This window comes from Streptomyces sp. NPDC102406 (assembly GCF_044765725.1).
Lineage (GTDB): Bacteria > Actinomycetota > Actinomycetes > Streptomycetales > Streptomycetaceae > Streptomyces.
Genome location: NZ_JBIWKP010000006.1, coordinates 157,831 through 175,896, shown reverse-complemented (window position 1 = coordinate 175,896; position 18,066 = coordinate 157,831). Strand labels below are relative to the sequence as shown.

Annotated in this window: 15 protein-coding genes; 7 read left to right on the top strand and 8 right to left on the bottom strand. The window is 67.9% G+C overall.

The features are described from left to right. Positions 1–280: 280 nt before the first annotated feature. The gene (gene dnaB, locus ACIRF8_RS24815) at positions 281–1,759 is read right to left on the bottom strand and encodes a replicative DNA helicase (RefSeq protein ID WP_404217771.1); all 1,479 of its coding nucleotides are present in this window, start codon (positions 1,757–1,759) and stop codon (positions 281–283) included. A gap of 459 nt (positions 1,760–2,218) precedes the next feature. Here dnaB and ACIRF8_RS24810 point away from each other — a divergent pair, with 459 nt between their 5' ends. Further along, positions 2,219–3,556, top strand: coding sequence for an MATE family efflux transporter (locus ACIRF8_RS24810; protein WP_404217769.1), 1,338 nt, complete (start codon positions 2,219–2,221; stop codon positions 3,554–3,556). Positions 3,557–3,690: 134 nt separating this feature from the next. On the opposite strand, the gene rplI is transcribed toward ACIRF8_RS24810, so the two are convergent. The 4 genes from rplI to rpsF form a co-directional block, all read right to left on the bottom strand. After that, positions 3,691–4,137 (bottom strand): 50S ribosomal protein L9, encoded by a 447-nt coding sequence (gene rplI, locus ACIRF8_RS24805; RefSeq protein ID WP_404217767.1) that lies wholly within the window; start codon positions 4,135–4,137, stop codon positions 3,691–3,693. Positions 4,138–4,155: 18 nt separating this feature from the next. Then, the gene (gene rpsR / locus ACIRF8_RS24800; RefSeq protein WP_003949403.1) at positions 4,156–4,392 is read right to left on the bottom strand and encodes a 30S ribosomal protein S18; all 237 of its coding nucleotides are present in this window, start codon (positions 4,390–4,392) and stop codon (positions 4,156–4,158) included. Positions 4,393–4,464: 72 nt separating this feature from the next. Beyond that, complete coding sequence (locus ACIRF8_RS24795) at positions 4,465–5,058, bottom strand: single-stranded DNA-binding protein (protein ID WP_404217765.1); 594 nt, start codon at positions 5,056–5,058, stop codon at positions 4,465–4,467. 74 nt (positions 5,059–5,132) lie between these two features. Further along, positions 5,133–5,423, bottom strand: coding sequence for a 30S ribosomal protein S6 (gene rpsF, locus ACIRF8_RS24790; RefSeq protein WP_006604399.1), 291 nt, complete (start codon positions 5,421–5,423; stop codon positions 5,133–5,135). Positions 5,424–5,709: 286 nt separating this feature from the next. On the opposite strand from rpsF, the gene ACIRF8_RS24785 reads away from it, so the two are divergent. The 3 genes from ACIRF8_RS24785 (at position 5,710) to ACIRF8_RS24775 (ending at position 8,457) form a co-directional block, all read left to right on the top strand. Then, positions 5,710–6,030 (top strand): hypothetical protein, encoded by a 321-nt coding sequence (locus ACIRF8_RS24785; RefSeq protein WP_404217763.1) that lies wholly within the window; start codon positions 5,710–5,712, stop codon positions 6,028–6,030. 128 nt (positions 6,031–6,158) lie between these two features. Then, a complete protein-coding gene (gene femX / locus ACIRF8_RS24780) occupies positions 6,159–7,280 on the top strand; it encodes a peptidoglycan bridge formation glycyltransferase FemX (RefSeq protein ID WP_404217760.1) in 1,122 nt (373 codons plus the stop codon). 145 nt (positions 7,281–7,425) lie between these two features. Then, positions 7,426–8,457: an alanine racemase gene (locus ACIRF8_RS24775; protein WP_404217758.1), complete on the top strand. Its 1,032-nt coding sequence runs from the start codon at positions 7,426–7,428 to the stop codon at positions 8,455–8,457. Between the two features lie 86 nt (positions 8,458–8,543). Here the strand turns inward: ACIRF8_RS24775 and ACIRF8_RS24770 are convergent, their stop codons facing one another. Together ACIRF8_RS24770 and ACIRF8_RS24765 are read right to left on the bottom strand one after the other, a co-directional pair. Further along, positions 8,544–10,049 (bottom strand): glycosyltransferase family 87 protein, encoded by a 1,506-nt coding sequence (locus tag ACIRF8_RS24770; protein WP_404217756.1) that lies wholly within the window; start codon positions 10,047–10,049, stop codon positions 8,544–8,546. Positions 10,050–10,144: 95 nt separating this feature from the next. Beyond that, positions 10,145–12,826 carry a transglycosylase domain-containing protein gene (locus ACIRF8_RS24765; protein WP_404217754.1) on the bottom strand — a complete coding sequence of 894 codons (2,682 nt, stop codon included), beginning with the start codon at positions 12,824–12,826 and terminating at the stop codon, positions 10,145–10,147. A gap of 374 nt (positions 12,827–13,200) precedes the next feature. On the opposite strand from ACIRF8_RS24765, the gene ACIRF8_RS24760 reads away from it, so the two are divergent. The 3 genes from ACIRF8_RS24760 (at position 13,201) to ACIRF8_RS24750 (ending at position 16,392) form a co-directional block, all read left to right on the top strand. Next, positions 13,201–13,878, top strand: a complete 678-nt coding sequence (locus ACIRF8_RS24760) for a helix-turn-helix transcriptional regulator (protein WP_404217752.1) — start codon at positions 13,201–13,203, stop codon at positions 13,876–13,878. Positions 13,879–13,921: 43 nt separating this feature from the next. Then, positions 13,922–15,004 carry an inositol-3-phosphate synthase gene (locus tag ACIRF8_RS24755; RefSeq protein WP_404217750.1) on the top strand — a complete coding sequence of 361 codons (1,083 nt, stop codon included), beginning with the start codon at positions 13,922–13,924 and terminating at the stop codon, positions 15,002–15,004. Between the two features lie 116 nt (positions 15,005–15,120). Then, positions 15,121–16,392: an MFS transporter gene (locus ACIRF8_RS24750; protein WP_404217748.1), complete on the top strand. Its 1,272-nt coding sequence runs from the start codon at positions 15,121–15,123 to the stop codon at positions 16,390–16,392. 195 nt (positions 16,393–16,587) lie between these two features. Here the strand turns inward: ACIRF8_RS24750 and ACIRF8_RS24745 are convergent, their stop codons facing one another. Further along, entirely contained in the window at positions 16,588–18,060 is a 1,473-nt protein-coding gene (locus ACIRF8_RS24745; protein WP_404217746.1) for a CCA tRNA nucleotidyltransferase, read from the bottom strand. Positions 18,061–18,066: the final 6 nt, after the last annotated feature.

Genomic DNA, 18,066 nt, shown 5'->3' with positions numbered 1-18,066 from the left:
CACCCTGCCCACAGAGCCACGTCGACCGATTTCACCCGCGGCTGACCACGACTCTGGTCGACGCGTCGACGGGCCTCGGGCCGCTCCCTCCGAGTTCGACCTGCCCGGTCACCCGGCCTTCGGCGTCGACCTCGAAGTAGAACCAGGTGCCTTACTCGTCCGAGTAGTGGACCGGCCGCGTTCCGCGCGTGCGAACAGCGCTTGCCCGAGGTCCCGCACCGCCGATGTGCCATCGGAGCCGGGCCCACCCCGCGCCATCCGAGGCCCGGCGCCCGCCCGGTCAGGTCTGTGCCATGTCCACGAAGCGCGAGTAGTGGCCCTGGAACGCGACCGTGATCGTGGCCGTCGGGCCGTTACGGTGCTTGCCGACGATGATGTCGGCCTCGCCCGCGCGCGGTGACTCCTTCTCGTAGGCGTCCTCGCGGTGCAGCAGGATGACCATGTCGGCGTCCTGCTCGATGGAGCCGGACTCACGCAGGTCGGAGACCATCGGTTTCTTGTCCGTGCGCTGTTCGGGACCACGGTTCAACTGGGAGAGCGCGATCACCGGGACCTCCAGCTCCTTGGCCAGGAGCTTGAGGTTTCGGGACATGTCCGACACCTCTTGCTGACGGCTCTCGGACCGCTTCGATCCGCCAGCCTGCATCAGTTGCAGATAGTCGATGATCACGAGCTTGATGTCGTTGCGCTGCTTGAGGCGGCGGCACTTCGCGCGGATCTCCATCATCGACAGGTTCGGCGAGTCGTCGATGTAGAGCGGCGCGGCCGAGACCTCGGGCATCCGGCGCGCGAGCCGTGTCCAGTCCTCGTCCGTCATCGTGCCGGACCGCATGTGGTGCAGAGCCACCCGCGCCTCGGCCGACAGCAGACGCATCGCGATCTCGTTGCGCCCCATCTCCAGGGAGAAGATGACGCTGGGCAGGTTGTGCTTGATCGACGCCGCTCGCGCGAAGTCGAGGGCGAGCGTGGACTTACCCATGGCGGGACGGGCCGCAATGACGATCATCTGGCCGGGGTGCAGGCCGTTGGTCAGCGAGTCGAAGTCCGTGAAGCCGGTCGGGACGCCGGTCATCTCGCCGCTGCGTGAGCCGATCGCCTCGATCTCGTCGAGGGCGCTCTCCATGATGTCGCCGAGCGGGAGATAGTCCTCGCTGGTGCGCTGCTCGGTGACCGCGTAGATCTCCGCCTGTGCCCTGTTGACGATCTCGTCGACGTCGTCGTCCGCCGCGTACCCCATCTGCGTGATGCGCGTGCCCGCCTCGACGAGGCGCCGCAACACGGCCCGCTCGTGCACGATCTCGGCGTAGTACTCGGCGTTCGCCGCGGTCGGGACCGTCTGGACGAGGGTGTGCAGATACGATGCGCCGCCGACCTTGTTGATCTCACCGCGCTTGGTGAGTTCGGCGGCGATGGTGATGGGGTCGGCGGGCTCGCCCTTGGCGTAGACGTCGAGGATCGCCTGGAAGATCGTCTCGTGAGCGGGCTTGTAGAAGTCGGCACCCTTGAGAACCTCGACCACATCGGCGATCGCGTCCTTGGACAGGAGCATGCCACCGAGCACCGACTGCTCGGCGTCCAGATCCTGCGGCGGGACGCGCTCGAAGGTGGCCGGACCGTCGTCCCAGACGCCCCCCTCCCGCCCCCGCTCGTGCTCGTCGCTCTGGCCGCGACCACCACCACGGCTCTGCCGGGAAGGGGGAAGACGGTCACTGGGACCGCTGTCGGCCCAGGGGTCGTCCAAGGGCTCGGAGATACTCACCGGGCCACCTCCTCCCGTCCGCCGAGCGGACCTCGCCGTGCCACTCATTGCTACGGCACGACACTGACAAATACGGGGGCCCGATTCCGGTTCTGACGCGTCGGTTCCGCAAGGTTTCGGGACCGGACGACGCGGTGGGCGCCGCCCCACGGTAGGCCTGTCGGCACCGTCAGCCAATCTGGTTATCCACAGGCGGTGTGGATGACGGGCCTCTCGCTGTGGAGAAGTCGGCCAAACCTGTGCACGACCCGGTGGACAGTCCTGTGAACAAGCCCTCACGTATCGCTGAACACCCCTGCTCACCTGCGGAAATGCCATCCACCGGCTGTGCAGAAGAAAAAGTTTCCCGGTCGGCCCAACTTCTTCACAAGCCCGGTTCGCCCCCACGTCCGACCCCCTCCCAGGTAAGGGTCTCGACGGCATTGAATCTCTTACCTGTGGAAGATTAGATTGGTGCCCATGACACAGGCTTCCGCGACGCCCAGAGCGAGTCGGCGACAACACGACCGCGAGATCATCACCCTCGCCGTTCCCGCCTTCGGCGCGCTCGTCGCGGAGCCCCTCTTCCTCATGGCCGACAGCGCCATCGTCGGCCACCTCGGCACGTCACAACTGGCCGGGCTCGCCATCGCCTCGGCCCTCCTCACGACCGCCGTCAGCGTCTTCGTCTTCCTCGCCTACGCGACCACGGCCACCGTCGCACGCCGGGTCGGCTCCGGTGATCTGCGCGCGGCGATCCAACAAGGCATGGACGGGATCTGGCTCGCCATTCTGCTCGGCGCCGCCGTCATCGCGGTCGTCCTGCCCACGGCCCCGTCCCTCATCGAGCTGTTCGGCGCCTCCGACACCGCCGCGCCGTACGCGGTGACGTATCTCCGCATCTCGCTGCTCGGCATCCCCGCCATGCTCGTCGTCCTGGCCGCCACCGGCATTCTCCGTGGTCTCCAGGACACGAAGACGCCCCTGTACGTCGCCATCGGCGGCTTCGTCGCCAACGGCGCGCTCAACGCCGGGCTGGTCTACGGCGCCGATCTCGGCATCGCCGGTTCCGCCTGGGGCACCGTCATCGCCCAAGTGGGCATGGCCGCTGTCTACCTGGTGGTGGTCGTCCGAGGAGCCCGCCGCCACGGCGCTTCCCTGCGCCCCGACGCCGCGGGCATCCGCGCCTCCGCCCAGGCCGGAGTGCCACTGCTCGTCCGTACACTCTCCCTGCGCGCGATCCTGATGATCGCCACAGCCGTCGCAGCCCGGCTCGGCGACGCCGACGTGGCCGCGCACCAGATCATCCTGTCCCTGTGGAACCTGCTGTCCTTCGCCCTCGACGCCATCGCCATCGCCGGTCAGGCCATCATCGGCCGCTACCTCGGCGCCGACGACGCCCCGGGCGCACGTGACGTCTGCCGGCGCATGGTCCAGTGGGGAATCTCCGCCGGAGTGGTCCTCGCCGTGCTGGTCATCGCGGCGCGTCCCCTGTACGTCCCGCTGTTCACGAGCGATCCGACCGTTCAGGACGCGGCTCTGCTCGCGTTGATCGTGGTGGCTCTGTCCCAGCCCATCTGCGGCATCGTGTTCGTCCTCGACGGCGTCCTCATGGGCGCGGGCGACGGACCGTACCTGGCCGGGGCCATGCTCGTCACTCTGGCGGTCTTCACCCCGGTGGCCCTGCTGGTGCCGTCCCTCGGTGGCGGGCTCACGGCACTGTGGGGCGCCATGACGCTGATGATGGCGGTGCGCATGGTGACGCTCTGGGTGCGCTACCGCTCGGGCCGTTGGGCCGTCACGGGCGCGACTCGTTGACACCGGCGCGAGACGCGCGTTGTTTCACGTGAAACCGCGCCACGACGACGCGACACACCAGGACCGCAAGCGTGTGGGGCCGCACCCCGAAGGATGCGGCCCCACATGTGCTTCAGCTCTGCTCAGGGCAGGGCTCAGGCAGCGACGACCTCGACGTTGACCTTGGCGGCAACCTCGGGGTGCAGACGCACGGACGTCTCGTGCGCGCCCAGCGTCTTGATCGGCGAGCCCAGCTCGACACGACGCTTGTCGATCTTCGGACCACCGGCAGCCTCGATCGCCGAAGCGACGTCGGCCGGGGTGACGGAACCGAAGAGACGACCGGCGTCGCCGGAGCGGACGGCCAGACGGACGTTCACGCTCTCGAGCTTGGCCTTGATCTCGTTGGCCTGCTCGATCGTGGCGATCTCGTGGATCTTGCGGGCGCGGCGGATCTGCGCCACGTCCTGCTCGCCACCCTTGGTCCAGCGGATCGCGAAACCACGCGGGACCAGGTAGTTGCGGGCGTACCCGTCCTTGACGTCGACGACGTCGCCGGCGGTGCCGAGGCCAGAGACCTCGTGGGTCAGGATGATCTTCATTGTTCGGTCACCCTTTCCTTATCGCGCGGTGGACGTGTAGGGCAGCAGCGCCATCTCACGGCTGTTCTTCACGGCCGTGGCGACGTCACGCTGGTGCTGCGTGCAGTTGCCGGTCACGCGGCGGGCACGGATCTTGCCGCGGTCGGAAATGAACTTCCGCAGCATGTTCGTGTCCTTGTAGTCCACGTACGTGACCTTGTCCTTGCAGAAAGCGCAGACCTTCTTCTTCGGCTTGCGCACAGGCGGCTTCGCCATGGTGTATCTCCTGTGTGATCAAGAAGTGGGGGTACGGCCCACCCTCGGCCCCTGGCCCGAAGGCCCGGAGGCTTAGAAGGGGGGCTCGTCCGAGTAGCCGCCGCCGGAGCCGCCGGAGCTTCCGCCCCAGCCGCCACCGCCGCCGCCCTGCTGCTGGCCGCCGCCGGCCGGCGTACCGGTCGCCCACGGGTCGTCGGCGGGAGCACCGCCGCCGCCCTGCGGCTGACCGCCGCCGGAGCCACCGCTCCAGCCGCCGCCCTGCTGGCCGCCACCGCCGCCGTAACCACCCTGGCCACCTCGACCGGTGGTCTTGGTGACCTTGGCCGTGGCGTTCTTCAGGCTGGCGCCGACTTCCTCGACGTCCAGCTCGTAGACCGTGCGCTTGACGCCCTCACGGTCCTCGTAGGACCGCTGCTTCAGCCGGCCCTGCACGATGACGCGCATGCCTCGCTGGAGCGACTCCGCGACGTTCTCCGCCGCCTGACGCCAGACCGAGCAGGTCAGGAACAGGCTCTCGCCGTCCTTCCACTCGTTGGTCTGCCGGTCGAAGGTGCGGGGGGTGGACGCGACACGGAACTTCGCGACCGCCGCACCGGAGGGGGTGAAGCGCAGCTCGGGGTCGTCGACAAGATTGCCGACGACCGTGATGACGGTCTCGCCTGCCATGGGGTACCTCTCGGCGGGTTTGCTGCGGACTGCTTGCTGCTACTCGGATCCCGGATACCGCTGAACCAGGAGGTTCAGTGGGTCTCGGGACGGAGGACCTTGGTCCGGAGGACCGACTCGTTCAGGTTCATCTGTCGGTCGAGCTCCTTGACGACCGCAGGCTCGGCCTGGAGGTCGATGACCGAGTAGATGCCCTCGGGCTTCTTCTTGATCTCGTAGGACAGACGACGACGGCCCCAGGTGTCGACCTTCTCGACCTTTCCGTTGCCCTCACGGACGACGGAGAGGAAGTTCTCGATCAGCGGGGAGACAGCGCGCTCTTCGAGATCGGGGTCGAGGATGACCATCACTTCGTAGTGACGCATGTGGAACCCACCTCCTTTGGACTCAGCGGCCACGGTCGTTCCGTGGCAGGAGGGTTGTTATGCGTACGCAACGGTATCGGCCACCACTGACAATCGGGCCCTCCGAAGGAGAACCGCGGGTCAGGGGGTACTTGCCCCTTGCCGGGACATGGGCAGACACTGATGCAGACGGTACAGACTACCCGCACCCCGGCTTCCGGTTGAAATCCGGCAGCAGAGGTCCACAATCTGTATACGTCGGGTGTGTACGGCGCTACGATGCGCCGCCTTCCGCAGGAGGTGCCTCATGGCACATGCAATGCGACCGAACAGCACCAGCGCAGGCTCCCTCTTCGCCTCGGACGGCAAGTCCCATCCGCTCCCCGACACCCTGGTCGCCGTGACCGTGGTGCTCGGAGTGATCGCCGCCGTCACGTCGATCTGGAGCGGCCTCCATCTCCTGAGTTCCTGGACCGGCCTCGTCGGGATCCTGACGGGCGCCTACGGGCAGTTCGTCTCGGAGACGACCCGGGAGCGCTTCGCCCTGATCCTCGGCCTCGGGGCCGCGGCGGTCGGCTTCTTCATCGGAATGGCCCATGGCGGCCTCTTCGGAGGCGTCATCGGCTGAGGTCAGCACCCCCAAGGGGCCCGACCTCCCATACGGCCAGTCGGGGCGCTCCCAGGGCGCAGTAGGCTTCGCGCGAGAGCCGGAGCCCCTGTACCCATGGGGACACACCAGCCCGAGGAGCGCCCCGAATGAGCCTGACCCTGAGGACCATCAGCCGAGAGCAGCATCTGGCGTACATCCAGAGTCTGCCCGCGGCTAGCCACATGCAGGTCCCGGCCTGGGCAGATGTGAAGGCGGAGTGGCGCTCCGAGAACATGGGCTGGTTCGACGACAGGACCGGCGAGATGGTCGGCGCCGGCCTCGTCCTGTACCGCCAGCTCCCCAAGATCAAGCGATACCTGGCGTACCTCCCCGAGGGCCCGGTCATCAACTGGTACGCGCCCAACCTGGACGACTGGCTGCGCCCGATGCTCGCGCACCTGAAGCAGCAGGGCGCGTTCTCCGTGAAGATGGGTCCGCCCGTCGTCATCCGGCGCTGGGAGGCCCCATCGATCAAGAAGGGCATCCAGGACCCGGACGTGAAGCGGCTGCGCGACATCGAGGCCGACTTCATCGAGCCCCGCGCCTTCGAGGTCGCCGACAAGCTGCGCAAGATGGGCTGGCAGCAGGGCGAGGACGGCGGCGCCGGCTTCGGCGACGTACAGCCGCGCTACGTCTTCCAGGTGCCGCTCGCGAACCGCTCCCTGGAAGAGGTCCACAAGAACTTCAACCAGTTGTGGCGCCGCAACATCAAGAAGGCCGAGAAGGCCGGTGTCGAGGTCGTCCAGGGCGGTTACCAGGACCTGGAGGAATGGCAGCGCCTGTACGAGATCACGGCGGTGCGCGACCACTTCCGGCCGCGTCCGCTCTCGTACTTCCAGCGCATGTGGACGGCGCTGAACTCCGAGGACCCCAACCGCATGCGGCTGTACTTCGCGCGGCACGACGGGGTGAACCTGTCGGCGGCGACGATGCTCGTCGTCGGTGGGCACGTCTGGTACTCCTACGGCGCCTCGGACAACATCGGCCGCGAGGTCCGGCCCTCGAACGCGATGCAGTGGCGGATGCTGCGGGACGCCTACGCGCTCGGCGCCACCGTCTACGACCTGCGCGGCATCAGTGACTCGCTCGACGAGACCGATCACCTCTTCGGCCTGATCCAGTTCAAGGTCGGCACGGGCGGCGAGGCCGCCGAGTACCTCGGTGAGTGGGACTTCCCGCTCAACAAGCTGCTGCACAAGGCGCTCGACATCTACATGTCGCGACGCTGACTGTGGGCCGGGCACGGTGTCCCTGTGGGCCCGTCCCGGCACACCCGCTCCGCTTCGCTCGCGGACCCGGCACAATTCACGTAGCTCCAACGTCTCTCCACACCTCTGCTTCACCGCAGCCACGAGAAAGGTTCCGGGACCGGCCATGGCGCTCACGCTCTACGTCGACACCGCGCGCTGGCGGGCACACCACAAGCACGTGCTCGAGCAGTTTCCGGGGCTCGTCCCCGTCTGCAAGGGCAACGGTTACGGCTTCGGCCACGAACGGCTCGCGGAGGAGGCCACCCGCCTCGGCGCCGACATCCTCGCCGTCGGGACCACCTACGAAGCCGCCCGGATCAAGGACTGGTTCAGCGGTGATCTGCTGGTCCTGACCCCGTTCCGGCGGGGCGAGGAACCGGTTCCGCTGCCCGACCGTGTCATCCGCTCCGTCTCCTCCGTCGACGGCGTGCACGGCCTCGTCGGCGCCCGCGTCGTCATCGAGGTCATGTCCTCGATGAAGCGGCACGGCGTGACCGAGCAGGACCTGCCCCAGCTCGCGCACGCCATCCAGGACGTACGCCTGGAGGGTTTCGCGATCCACCTGCCGCTGGACCGGACCGACGGCTCGGACGCCGTCGAGGAGGTCATCGGCTGGATGGACCGGCTGCGGGCGGCGCGGCTGCCGCTGCACACCATGTTCGTCAGCCACCTCAAGGCCGATGAGCTGGCGCGACTGCAACAGCAGTTCCCGCAGACCCGCTTCCGCGCGCGGATCGGTACGCGGCTGTGGCTGGGGGACCACGACGCGACCGAGTACCGCGGTGCGGTCCTGGACGTCACGCGGGTCTCGAAGGGCGACCGGTTCGGCTACCGGCAGCAGAAGGCGGCCTCCGACGGCTGGCTCGTGGTCGTGGCGGGCGGTACGTCGCACGGCGTGGGTCTGGAGGCACCGAAGGCGCTGCACGGCGTCATGCCGCGCGCCAAGGGCGTCGCCCGCGCCGGCCTGGCGACGGTGAACCGGAACCTCGCGCCGTTCGTCTGGTCCGGCAAGCAGCGCTGGTTCGCCGAGCCGCCGCACATGCAGGTGTCGATCCTCTTCGTACCGTCGGACGCCGCCGAACCCAGGGTCGGCGAGGAGCTCGTGGCCCATCTGCGGCACACCACGACGCAGTTCGACCGGCTCGTGGACCGCTGAGCGGCATCTACTGAAGACGTACGGTTCGGGGCCGGGCACCTAATGTGCCCGGCCCCGATTTCGTTCCCTTCAGGCGCTTTGTTCTCTCACAGTGAACTGTCGGGCTCCTTGCCCCAGTTCACCGGTGGAAGTTCACCGCCATGGTGCGCGTGCCGCGGGGGATGGGCCGCGTAGCCGAGTACGAAGACGTCCTCGGCGCCGTCCAGCACTCCGCCCGACGGGTCGTCGTCGCCGGAGCGGCGCACGACGTCCCGGTCAGGCATCCAGATGTCGCGCACGATGACGGCGCACAGGTACAAGGTGCCCACCAGATGGGCTCCGATCGCCAGTTGGTAGCCGTCGGTCGGCAGCCCCTGATGCTTGTCGCCGCTGGTCGTGTAGGCGAGGTAGAGCCAGATCCCCAGGAAGTACGCGACCTCGCAGGCCTGCCAGATCAGGAAGTCCCGCCATTTCGGCCGCGCCAGGACGGCGAGCGGAATCAGCCACAGTACGTACTGGGGCGAGTAGACCTTGTTGGTGAGGATGAAGGCGGCGATGACCAGGAAGGCCAACTGCGCGAACCGGGGACGGCGCGGCGCGGTCAGCGTGAGGGCCGCGAGGCCGAGGCAGGCGAGCACCATCAGGGCCGTGGCCAGGGTGTTGACGACGTCGGTGTCGAGGGGCGAATCCATGTGCTGGGAGATGATCAGCCAGAAGGAGCCGAAGTCGACGCCGCGTTCCTGGCTGAACGTGTAGAACTTCGACCAGCCGTCGTGGGCGAGGAGCATCACCGGCAGGTTCACCACCAGCCACGAGACGACCGTGCCGATCGTCGCGATGCCGAACGACCGCAGCTTCCCGGCCCGCCAGCAGAGCACGAACAGCGGACCGAGCAGCAGGAAGGGGTAGAGCTTCGCCGCGGTCGCGAGTCCGAGCAGCACCCCGAAGGCGAGGGCGCGGCCACGTGACCACATCAGCATCGCGGCCGCTGTGAGGGCCACTGCGAAGAGATCCCAGTTGATGGTGGCGGTCAGCGCGAACGCGGGCGCCAGAGCGACCAGGAGGCCGTCCCAGGGGCGCCTGCGGTGGGTGCGGGTGACGCAGACGGCGATGACCACGGCGCAGATCATCAGCATCCCGGCGTTGACCATCCAGTACACCTGTTCCTGGTGCTGGATGGTGCCGCTGCCCGGGGTCAGCCAGGAGGCGACCTCCATGAAGACCCCGGTGAGGACCGGGTACTCCAGGTACTCCATGTCGCCGGGCAGCTTGTCGAAGTACGGCACCAGGCCGTCGGCGAAACCGCGTCCCTGGTAGAGGTGCGGGATGTCCGAGTAACAGGCGTGCGTGTACTGGGAGCTCGCTCCGTAGAACCAGGACCCGTCGTAGCAGGGGAACTTCTGGATCATGCCGAGCGCGAACATGCCGAGCATCACCAGGGCGATGACCCGCACGGGGCTCCACCATGACCGGCCGAGCAGTGCCCGGCGCCCCAAGGGGCCGCCGATGAGTTCGCTGCCTGCCGCCGCGACCTCGTCCTCCCCGGTCGGCCGTACCGGCTCCGGCTCCGACCGGTTCACATGCGTCGTCTCTGCACTGGGCATGCCGCACATCCTGCCGTACGCGGCTGGGAAGACGGCGAGGGCCGCCGCACCCGGTCGGTGCGACGGCCCTCGGTCCGCGGCGTCAGCCTGCTGCTTCGCGCGGCTTATCCCGTCCCTCCGAAGAGGCCGCCGCCCCCGTTCTCATTGCCTCTCGGATTCCCGTTCCCGTCGGTGGCGCTCGCCGTCGGCGACGGGGTCACCCCGCCGTCGGTGGTACCACCCGAGTCGGTTCCTCCGTTGCCCACGCCGCCGTTGTCCTTGCAGCCCCAGTCCCAGGCCTTGCACGTCTCGCTGGCGGACGGGGTCGGCGTCGGCGTCGGGCTCGGGGTGGGCTTGGCCTCCTCCGTCTCGGTCGGGGTGGGGGTCGGGGTGGGGGTCGGCGTCGGGGTCGGCGTCGGGGTGCCGACGATCTCGCCGATCTTCTCGGGCTCGGGGAAGTCCTTGTGGTCCACGCCCTTCAGGGCGGCGGCCATGTAGTCCTTCCAGATCTGCGCCGGGATGTCACCACCGTGGATGGAGGGCACCCCACCCGTGCCGTTCATGGACAGGAGCTTCCTGCCGTTGGACCGCGGGTCGGTACGGAACAGCGTGACGGCCGTCGAGAGTTCCGGGGTGTAGCCCACGAACCAGGCCGACTTGTTCTCGTCCGTCGTACCGGTCTTGCCGGCGACGGGGAAGCCGATGTCCGCGACCTTCTTACCCGTACCGTTCTTCACCACGTTCTGCAGGACATCGGTGACGTTGTCCGCCACCGACGCGTCCATGGCCCTGGACTGCTTCGGCTCCTCGAACCCGGGAAGCTCGCGGCCGTCCTTGTCCACTGCCTTGGTCACGGAGTACGGGTCGTAGTGCTTGCCGGACGCGGCGAACGCACCGTAGGCGTCGGCCATGCGGATGGCGCTCGGCGTGGACGTACCCAGGGAGAAGGAGGCGTTGTTCAGGTTGCCCTGGTCGAAGCTGGTGTCGAGGATGCCCGCCTTCTCGGCCAGGTCGCGCGTCTTGTCCAGACCCACGTCGATGCCGAGCTGGACGAACGGCGAGTTGACCGACTGCTCCATGGCCTTGCGCAGGGTGATGTCGCCCCACACCCTGGTGCTCTCGTTCTTCTGCCGGAACGGCGTGCCGTCGGCCGCTCGGATGGGCTCACCGTTGCGGTCCTTGATCACCACGAGGTCGTTGCCGTTGTACAGGCTCATCGGCGAGATCGGCTGCCCACCCGACTTGTACGTGCCGTACTGCATCGCCGAGGCCAGGACGAAGGGCTTCCAGGTGGAGCCGACCGGTACACCCGCCGTGTTGGCGTTGTTCGTGTAGTGGTCCTTGTCGTACCCCGCACCGCCGTACAGCGCCACGATCCTGCCGGTGTTCGGATCCACCGAGCTGGCGCCGAACTGCACGTACTTGTCCTTGGCGCGCTTCTCGGGATCGAGGAAGCTGTCCTCGGTGGCCTTGACCGCCTTCTCCATCTGTTCGACCTTCTTCTTGTTGAAGGTCGTATAGATCTTGTACCCGCCCTTCTCCAGGGCGTCGGGGGCGATCCCGCTCTTCTTCAGGACGTAGTCCTTGGCGATGTCCACCAGGTAGCCGGTCTGCCCCGAGAGGACGGACTTCTGCTTCTTGATCTTCGGGAAGCCCTTCAGGCCGCTGCGCTCGGCCTCCGACATCTTCCCGACCTCGACCTCACGGTCGGCGATCCACTTCCAGCGCGCCTCGGCACGCGCCCGGTTGGCGGTCGGCGTCGCGTTGTCGCCGATGCCGCCGTCGGGGTTGTAGAGGTTCGGGCCCTTGAGCACCGAGGCGAGGAAGATGCTCTGCTCGGGCGTGAGGTTCCTGGACTCGGTGTCGAAGTAGGCCCGCGCGGCAGCCTGGATGCCGTAGGCGTTGCGACCGAAGTACGCGGTGTTGAGGTAGCCCTTGAGGATGTCGTCCTTGTCGACCGTGGCGCCGACCTTCACCGAGATGAAGAGTTCCTTGGCCTTACGGGAGATCGACTGGGACTGGTCGTCCAGCATCGCGTTCTTCACGTACTGCTGGGTGATGGTCGAGCCGCCCTGCGTCTGACCACCGCGCGCCATGTTGAACATCGCGCGCGCGATACCCATGGGGTCGACGCCGGAGTCGTCATAGAACGAGGCGTTCTCCGCCGAGATCACCGCGTTGCGCATGGACTTCGGAATGTCCTCCAGCGGCACGATCTGGCGGTTCTGCTGGCCACCTGTCGCGGCCATCTGCGTGTTGTCGTCCCAGTAGAAGACGTTCGACTGGGCCTGGGCCGCCTGCGCCTCGATCGGCACCGACACGACCAACAGACCGATGCCGAACGCCGCGACCCCCAGGAACAGGAAACCGAAGCAGGTGCCCGCGACCTGCTTCCACGACGGCACGAAACGCGCGGGGCCGGACTTGCCGGAGCGCGGGTAGTCGATGAACCTCTTCTTCTGCGGACGCCCTGAGCCACGGCCCCTGCCGCGTCCCGGGCCGCTCGGTGCGCCACCACCGCGTCGGCCTCCGCCGCCGGCGCCGCCCCCCTCGGGGGCGCCCCTGCGCCTTCCTCCGCTGCCGCGCTGGGCGGCCCGACGGGCCTCCGCCCGGCCGCCCCAGGGGCGGTCCTCCTGCGGGCCGTCGTACGAGCCCGACGTGGTCGGGTCCTCGTAGGAATCGGAGGGTGACGCGGTATTGCCGCGCGGTGCCGCGCGGCGGCCCGACGGTCCTCCTGACGCTCCGCGACGGGCCGCGGCGCGCCCGCCGCCCTGCGGCTGCGGCGGTTTGCGACGGTGCTCGCTCATCGAACGACTACTCCTCGGGCAGGCGCGGCCTGGCGCGCCTGGAAACGGCGTCTGGTTTCCGGTCCCCCCGAAATACGGATGTGCCATTCCCGGCACTCACCCGCACTGCACCCGGGGCAACGACGCCCCCCGGCGTCACTTGGTTCCCGGCGGTCTGCATGGCGGACAGACTACGCACCGCCAAAACCCTCTGCGGGCCGAAGTTCACCCCAAATCAGGCAAGTTGCATCCTATGAATCGGCGATGTGACGCCGTTCACTTTGATCCCCCTTGTCGCGGTCGCAGGGTCGTTCTATCGTGCTGATGTATCGAGTCGATACATCAGCACGACATAAAGAGTCGATACAAGGGACCGCGACAGAGAGGAGGCGACGATGAGCCGACGTTCCGGCATCCTCGAGTTCGCCGTACTCGGACTGCTCCGCGAGTCCCCGATGCACGGCTATGAGCTGCGCAAACGACTCAATACGTCACTGGGGGTCTTCCGCGCCTTCAGTTACGGGACGCTGTACCCCTGCCTCAAGACGCTGGTCACCAACGGCTGGTTGATCGAGGAACCGGGTGCCGGCCCCGCCGACGCCCCCGCTCCACTCGCGGGGCGTCGCGCGAAAATCGTCTACCGGCTGACGGCAGAAGGTAAGGAGCACTTCGAGGACCTGCTCTCGCAGACCGGCCCCGACGCCTACGAGGACGAGCACTTCGCCGCGCGATTCGCCTTCTTCGGGCAGACATCACGCGACGTGCGCATGCGCGTTCTCGAAGGCCGCCGCAGCCGGCTGGAGGAGCGACTCGAGAAGATGCGCCTCTCCTTCGCCCGCACCCGCGAGCGTCTGGACGACTACACACTCGAGCTCCAGCGACACGGCATGGAGTCCGTGGAGCGCGAAGTGCGCTGGCTGAACGAGCTCATCGAGAGCGAGCGCGCGGGCCGTGACCAGCGAAGGCCCGGCCCGGGGGACGCAGCTCAGCAGGACACATCTGGAGAGACGGGCGGCCTGCCCCGGCACCGGGACAGCACCCGGCCGGATCCGTCCGACGACACCGCCACGTGAAGTCCGGTCAGGACTTCACCAGTACACACAGGGAGCAACCGGAATGGGTTCGGTTCGCGTAGCCATCGTTGGCGTGGGCAACTGCGCCGCCTCGTTGGTGCAGGGCGTCGAGTTCTACAAGGACGCTGACCCGGAGACCAAGGTCCCCGGCCTCATGCACGTCCAGTTCGGCGAGTACCACGTCGGCGACGTCGAGTTCGTCGCCGCGTTCGACGTCGACGCGAAGAAGGTCGGTCTGGACCTCGCGGACGCCATCGGCGCCTCCGAGAACAACACCATCAAGATCTGCGACGTGCCGAACACCGGCGTCCAGGTCCAGCGTGGCCACACGCTCGACGGGCTCGGCAAGTACTACCGCGAGACGATCGAGGAGTCCGCCGAGGCCCCGGTCGACGTTGTCCAGATCCTCAAGGACAAGCAGGTCGACGTTCTCGTCTGCTACCTGCCCGTGGGTTCCGAGGACGCGGCGAAGTTCTACGCCCAGTGCGCCATCGACGCCAAGGTCGCCTTCGTCAACGCCCTTCCGGTCTTCATCGCCGGCACCAAGGAGTGGGCGGACAAGTTCACCGAGGCGGGCGTCCCGATCGTCGGCGACGACATCAAGTCGCAGGTCGGCGCGACCATCACGCACCGTGTGATGGCGAAGCTGTTCGAGGACCGCGGTGTCCGTCTTGAGCGCACCATGCAGCTCAACGTCGGCGGCAACATGGACTTCAAGAACATGCTGGAGCGCGACCGCCTCGAGTCGAAGAAGATCTCGAAGACGCAGGCCGTCACCTCGCAGATCCGCGACCGCGAGCTGGGCGAGAAGAACGTCCACATCGGCCCGTCCGACTACGTCGCATGGCTCGACGACCGCAAGTGGGCGTACGTCCGCCTTGAGGGCCGTGCCTTCGGTGAGGTCCCGCTGAACCTTGAGTACAAGCTCGAGGTCTGGGACTCCCCGAACTCCGCCGGTGTCATCATCGACGCCCTGCGCGCCGCGAAGATCGCCAAGGACCGCGGTATCGGCGGCCCGATCCTCTCCGCGTCCTCGTACTTCATGAAGTCCCCGCCGGTGCAGTACTTCGACGACGAGGCCTACGAGAACGTCGAGAAGTTCATCAGGGGCGAGGTCGAGCGCTGACCTTCCTCCCGCGGCGCTGTTTCACGTGAAACAGCGCCTGCTCGAGGGTTCTTTCAGGCCCCCGGATCGCACCCGTCGTGCGTCCGGGGGCCTTGCCCGTGTGTGAGGCTGTGCCCATGGCTGTCGTCCGTGACCTGCGCGTCCTGTTGCACCTGCGCGACTTCCGGCGCCTGCTCGCGGTGCGCCTGCTCTCCCAGGGCGCGGACGGCGTGTACCAGGTCGCACTCGCCACGTACGTCGTTTTCTCCCCGGAGAAGCAGACATCTCCCGCCGCCATCGCCTCGGCGATGGCCGTTCTGCTGCTGCCGTACTCCCTCGTAGGCCCGTTCGCAGGCGTTCTGCTGGACCGTTGGCGCCGTCGGCAGGTCTTTCTCCACGGCAACCTCCTGCGCGTACTGCTGGCTTCGGCGACGGCCGCCCTCATGCTGAGCCACGCACCGGACTGGCTTTTCTACGCGTCCGCTCTCTGCGTCACCGCGGTCAACCGCTTCGTCCTGGCCGGGCTCTCGGCAGCGTTGCCACGGGTCGTGGACGCCGACCGCCTCGTCCTGGCCAACTCGCTCTCCCCGACGGCCGGGACGCTCGCCGCGACTCTGGGTGGCGGCCTGGCCTTCGTCGTGCGGCTCCTGGGGCCGGACTCGGACGCGGCGGTCGTGCTGCTCGCCGCGGCGCTCTATCTCTGTGCCGCGCTCGCTTCGCTCCGCATGGACATACGCCTGCTCGGACCGGACCAGGAACTGGTGCGGCCCGGGCTCGGAACCGCCCTGGCCGGTACCGCGCGGGATCTCCTCGCCGGCGTACGCCATCTCTCCTCCAGGCTGCCCGCGGCACGCGCCCTGGTCGCCATGACGGTGATGCGGTTCTGCTACGGCGCCCTGCTCGTCATGGTGCTGATGCTGTGCCGGTACGCGTGGTCGTCCACGGAGTCCGACGGCCTGGCCCTGCTGGGTCTCGCGGTGGGTCTCTCGGGGGCCGGGTTCTTCGTCGCGGCAGTCGTGACCCCCATGGCCGTGGGCCGTTTCGGGGCGGGCGGCTGGATCGTGGTCTGCGCCGGAGTGGCCGCCGTGCTGGAACTGGGCCTGGGCCTGCCCTTCGCCCCCGCTCCGACCTTGGTGGCCGCGTTCGTCCTGGGTCTCACCACGCAGGGAGCGAAGATCGCCACCGATACGGTCGTGCAGTCATCGGTGGACGACGGCTTCCGCGGCCGGATCTTCTCCGTCTACGACGTGCTGTTCAACATCTCGTTCGTCGGTGCGGCTGCCGTCGCGGCGCTGATACTCCCGGCCGACGGCCGCTCCGTCCCCTTGGTCGTACTCGTCGCGGGGCTCTACGGAACGGTCGCACTGGTCATGGCCCGCTTCTCTCCGCGGGTGAAGGACGCGGTCTGAGCTGCGTCCGACGGACGGGTCGGTGTTTGACGGGCGGGTCGACGTATATGGGCGGGTCGACGTATACGGGCGGGTCGGCGTATACGGGCGGGTCAGTGTTTCACGTGAAACACCGCATCTTCCGTATACGCCGCTGGGGCTCTGTTTCACGTGAAACAGAGCCCCAGCGGCGTTGTGCGCGTCGCAGTGCGCGTCTCAGTCCTGCGGGCGCTGGGCCCACCACTCCTTGAGAGCGGCCACCGCCGCGTCGTGCTCCATCGGCCCGTTCTCCAGGCGCAGCTCCAGCAGGAACTTGTACGCCTGGCCGATGGCCGGGCCCGGCCTGATACCCAGGATCTCCATGATCTGGTTGCCGTCGAGGTCCGGACGGATCGAGTCCAGCTCCTCCTGCTCCTGCAGCCGGGCGACACGCTCCTCAAGACCGTCGTAGGCGCGGGACAGAGCGTTGGCCTTGCGCTTGTTGCGTGTCGTGCAGTCGGACCGGGTCAGCTTGTGCAGCCGCTCCAGCAGCGGGCCCGCGTCGCGCACGTAGCGGCGCACAGCGGAGTCCGTCCACTCGCCGGTGCCGTAACCGTGGAAGCGCAGGTGCAGCTCGACGAGGCGCGAGACGTCCTTGACCAGCTCGTTGGAGTACTTGAGCGCGGTCATGCGCTTCTTCGCCATCTTTGCGCCGACCACCTCGTGGTGGTGGAAGGAGACGCGGCCGTCGTCCTCGAAGCGGCGCGTGCGCGGCTTGCCGATGTCGTGCAGCAGAGCGGCGAGACGCAGCGTCAGGTCAGGCCCGTCGGTCTCCAGCGCCATGGCCTGTTCGAGCACGATCAGCGAGTGGTCGTAGACGTCCTTGTGCCGGTGGTGCTCGTCACGCTCCAGACGCAGCGCGGGCAGCTCGGGCAGGACGTGATCGGCCAGGCCGGTGTCGACGAGCAGGGTGAGGCCCTTGCGCGGGTGTGCCGAGAGGATCAGCTTGTTCAGCTCGTCCCGGACACGCTCCGCCGAGACGATCTCGATCCGGCCGGCCATGGCCTTCATCGCGGCGACGACGCCGGGGTCCACCTCGAAGTCGAGCTGGGCGGCGAAGCGCGCGGCCCGCATCATCCGCAGGGGATCGTCGGAGAAGGACTCCTCGGGCGTGCCCGGTGTGCGCAGGACGCGCGCCGCCAGGTCGTCGAGGCCTCCATGCGGGTCGATGAAGTCCTTCTCCGGGAGGGCGACGGCCATCGCGTTGACGGTGAAGTCGCGGCGGACGAGGTCCTCCTCGATGGAATCGCCGTAGGACACCTCGGGCTTGCGCGAGGTGCGGTCGTACGCCTCGGAGCGGTACGTGGTGACCTCGACCTGGAAGCTCTGGTCGACGTCGCCGACGCGGGCGTTCTTCTGGCAGCCGACGGTGCCGAAGGCGATCCCCACCTCCCACACCGCGTCGGCCCACGGGCGCACGATCTTCAGTACGTCCTCGGGGCGGGCGTCGGTGGTGAAGTCCAGATCGTTGCCGAGCCGGCCGAGCAGTGCGTCCCGGACCGAACCACCGACCAGGGCGAGGGAGAACCCGGCCTCCTGAAATCGGCGGGCGAGTTCGTCCGCGACAGGCGAGACCCGCAGCAGCTCGCTGACCGCGCGGCGCTGCACCTGGCTCAGGGTGCTGGGATTGTCTTCATTGGCGTTCGGCACAACAGG

Bases quoted from the DNA above. Each gene is read 5' to 3' on its own strand.
- rplI (WP_404217767.1), bottom strand. From the start codon at position 4,137: ATGAAGATCATCCTGACCCACGAGGTCTCTGGCCTCGGCACCGCCGGC.
- rpsR (WP_003949403.1), bottom strand. From the start codon at position 4,392: ATGGCGAAGCCGCCTGTGCGCAAGCCGAAGAAGAAGGTCTGCGCTTTC.
- ACIRF8_RS24795 (WP_404217765.1), bottom strand. From the start codon at position 5,058: ATGGCAGGCGAGACCGTCATCACGGTCGTCGGCAATCTTGTCGACGAC.
- ACIRF8_RS24760 (WP_404217752.1), top strand. From the start codon at position 13,201: ATGAGCCGACGTTCCGGCATCCTCGAGTTCGCCGTACTCGGACTGCTC.
- ACIRF8_RS24775 (WP_404217758.1), top strand. From the start codon at position 7,426: ATGGCGCTCACGCTCTACGTCGACACCGCGCGCTGGCGGGCACACCAC.
- ACIRF8_RS24755 (WP_404217750.1), top strand. From the start codon at position 13,922: ATGGGTTCGGTTCGCGTAGCCATCGTTGGCGTGGGCAACTGCGCCGCC.
- ACIRF8_RS24750 (WP_404217748.1), top strand. From the start codon at position 15,121: ATGGCTGTCGTCCGTGACCTGCGCGTCCTGTTGCACCTGCGCGACTTC.
- ACIRF8_RS24810 (WP_404217769.1), top strand. From the start codon at position 2,219: ATGACACAGGCTTCCGCGACGCCCAGAGCGAGTCGGCGACAACACGAC.
- ACIRF8_RS24785 (WP_404217763.1), top strand. From the start codon at position 5,710: ATGGCACATGCAATGCGACCGAACAGCACCAGCGCAGGCTCCCTCTTC.
- femX (WP_404217760.1), top strand. From the start codon at position 6,159: ATGAGCCTGACCCTGAGGACCATCAGCCGAGAGCAGCATCTGGCGTAC.
- ACIRF8_RS24765 (WP_404217754.1), bottom strand. From the start codon at position 12,826: ATGAGCGAGCACCGTCGCAAACCGCCGCAGCCGCAGGGCGGCGGGCGC.
- ACIRF8_RS24770 (WP_404217756.1), bottom strand. From the start codon at position 10,049: ATGTGCGGCATGCCCAGTGCAGAGACGACGCATGTGAACCGGTCGGAG.
- rpsF (WP_006604399.1), bottom strand. From the start codon at position 5,423: ATGCGTCACTACGAAGTGATGGTCATCCTCGACCCCGATCTCGAAGAG.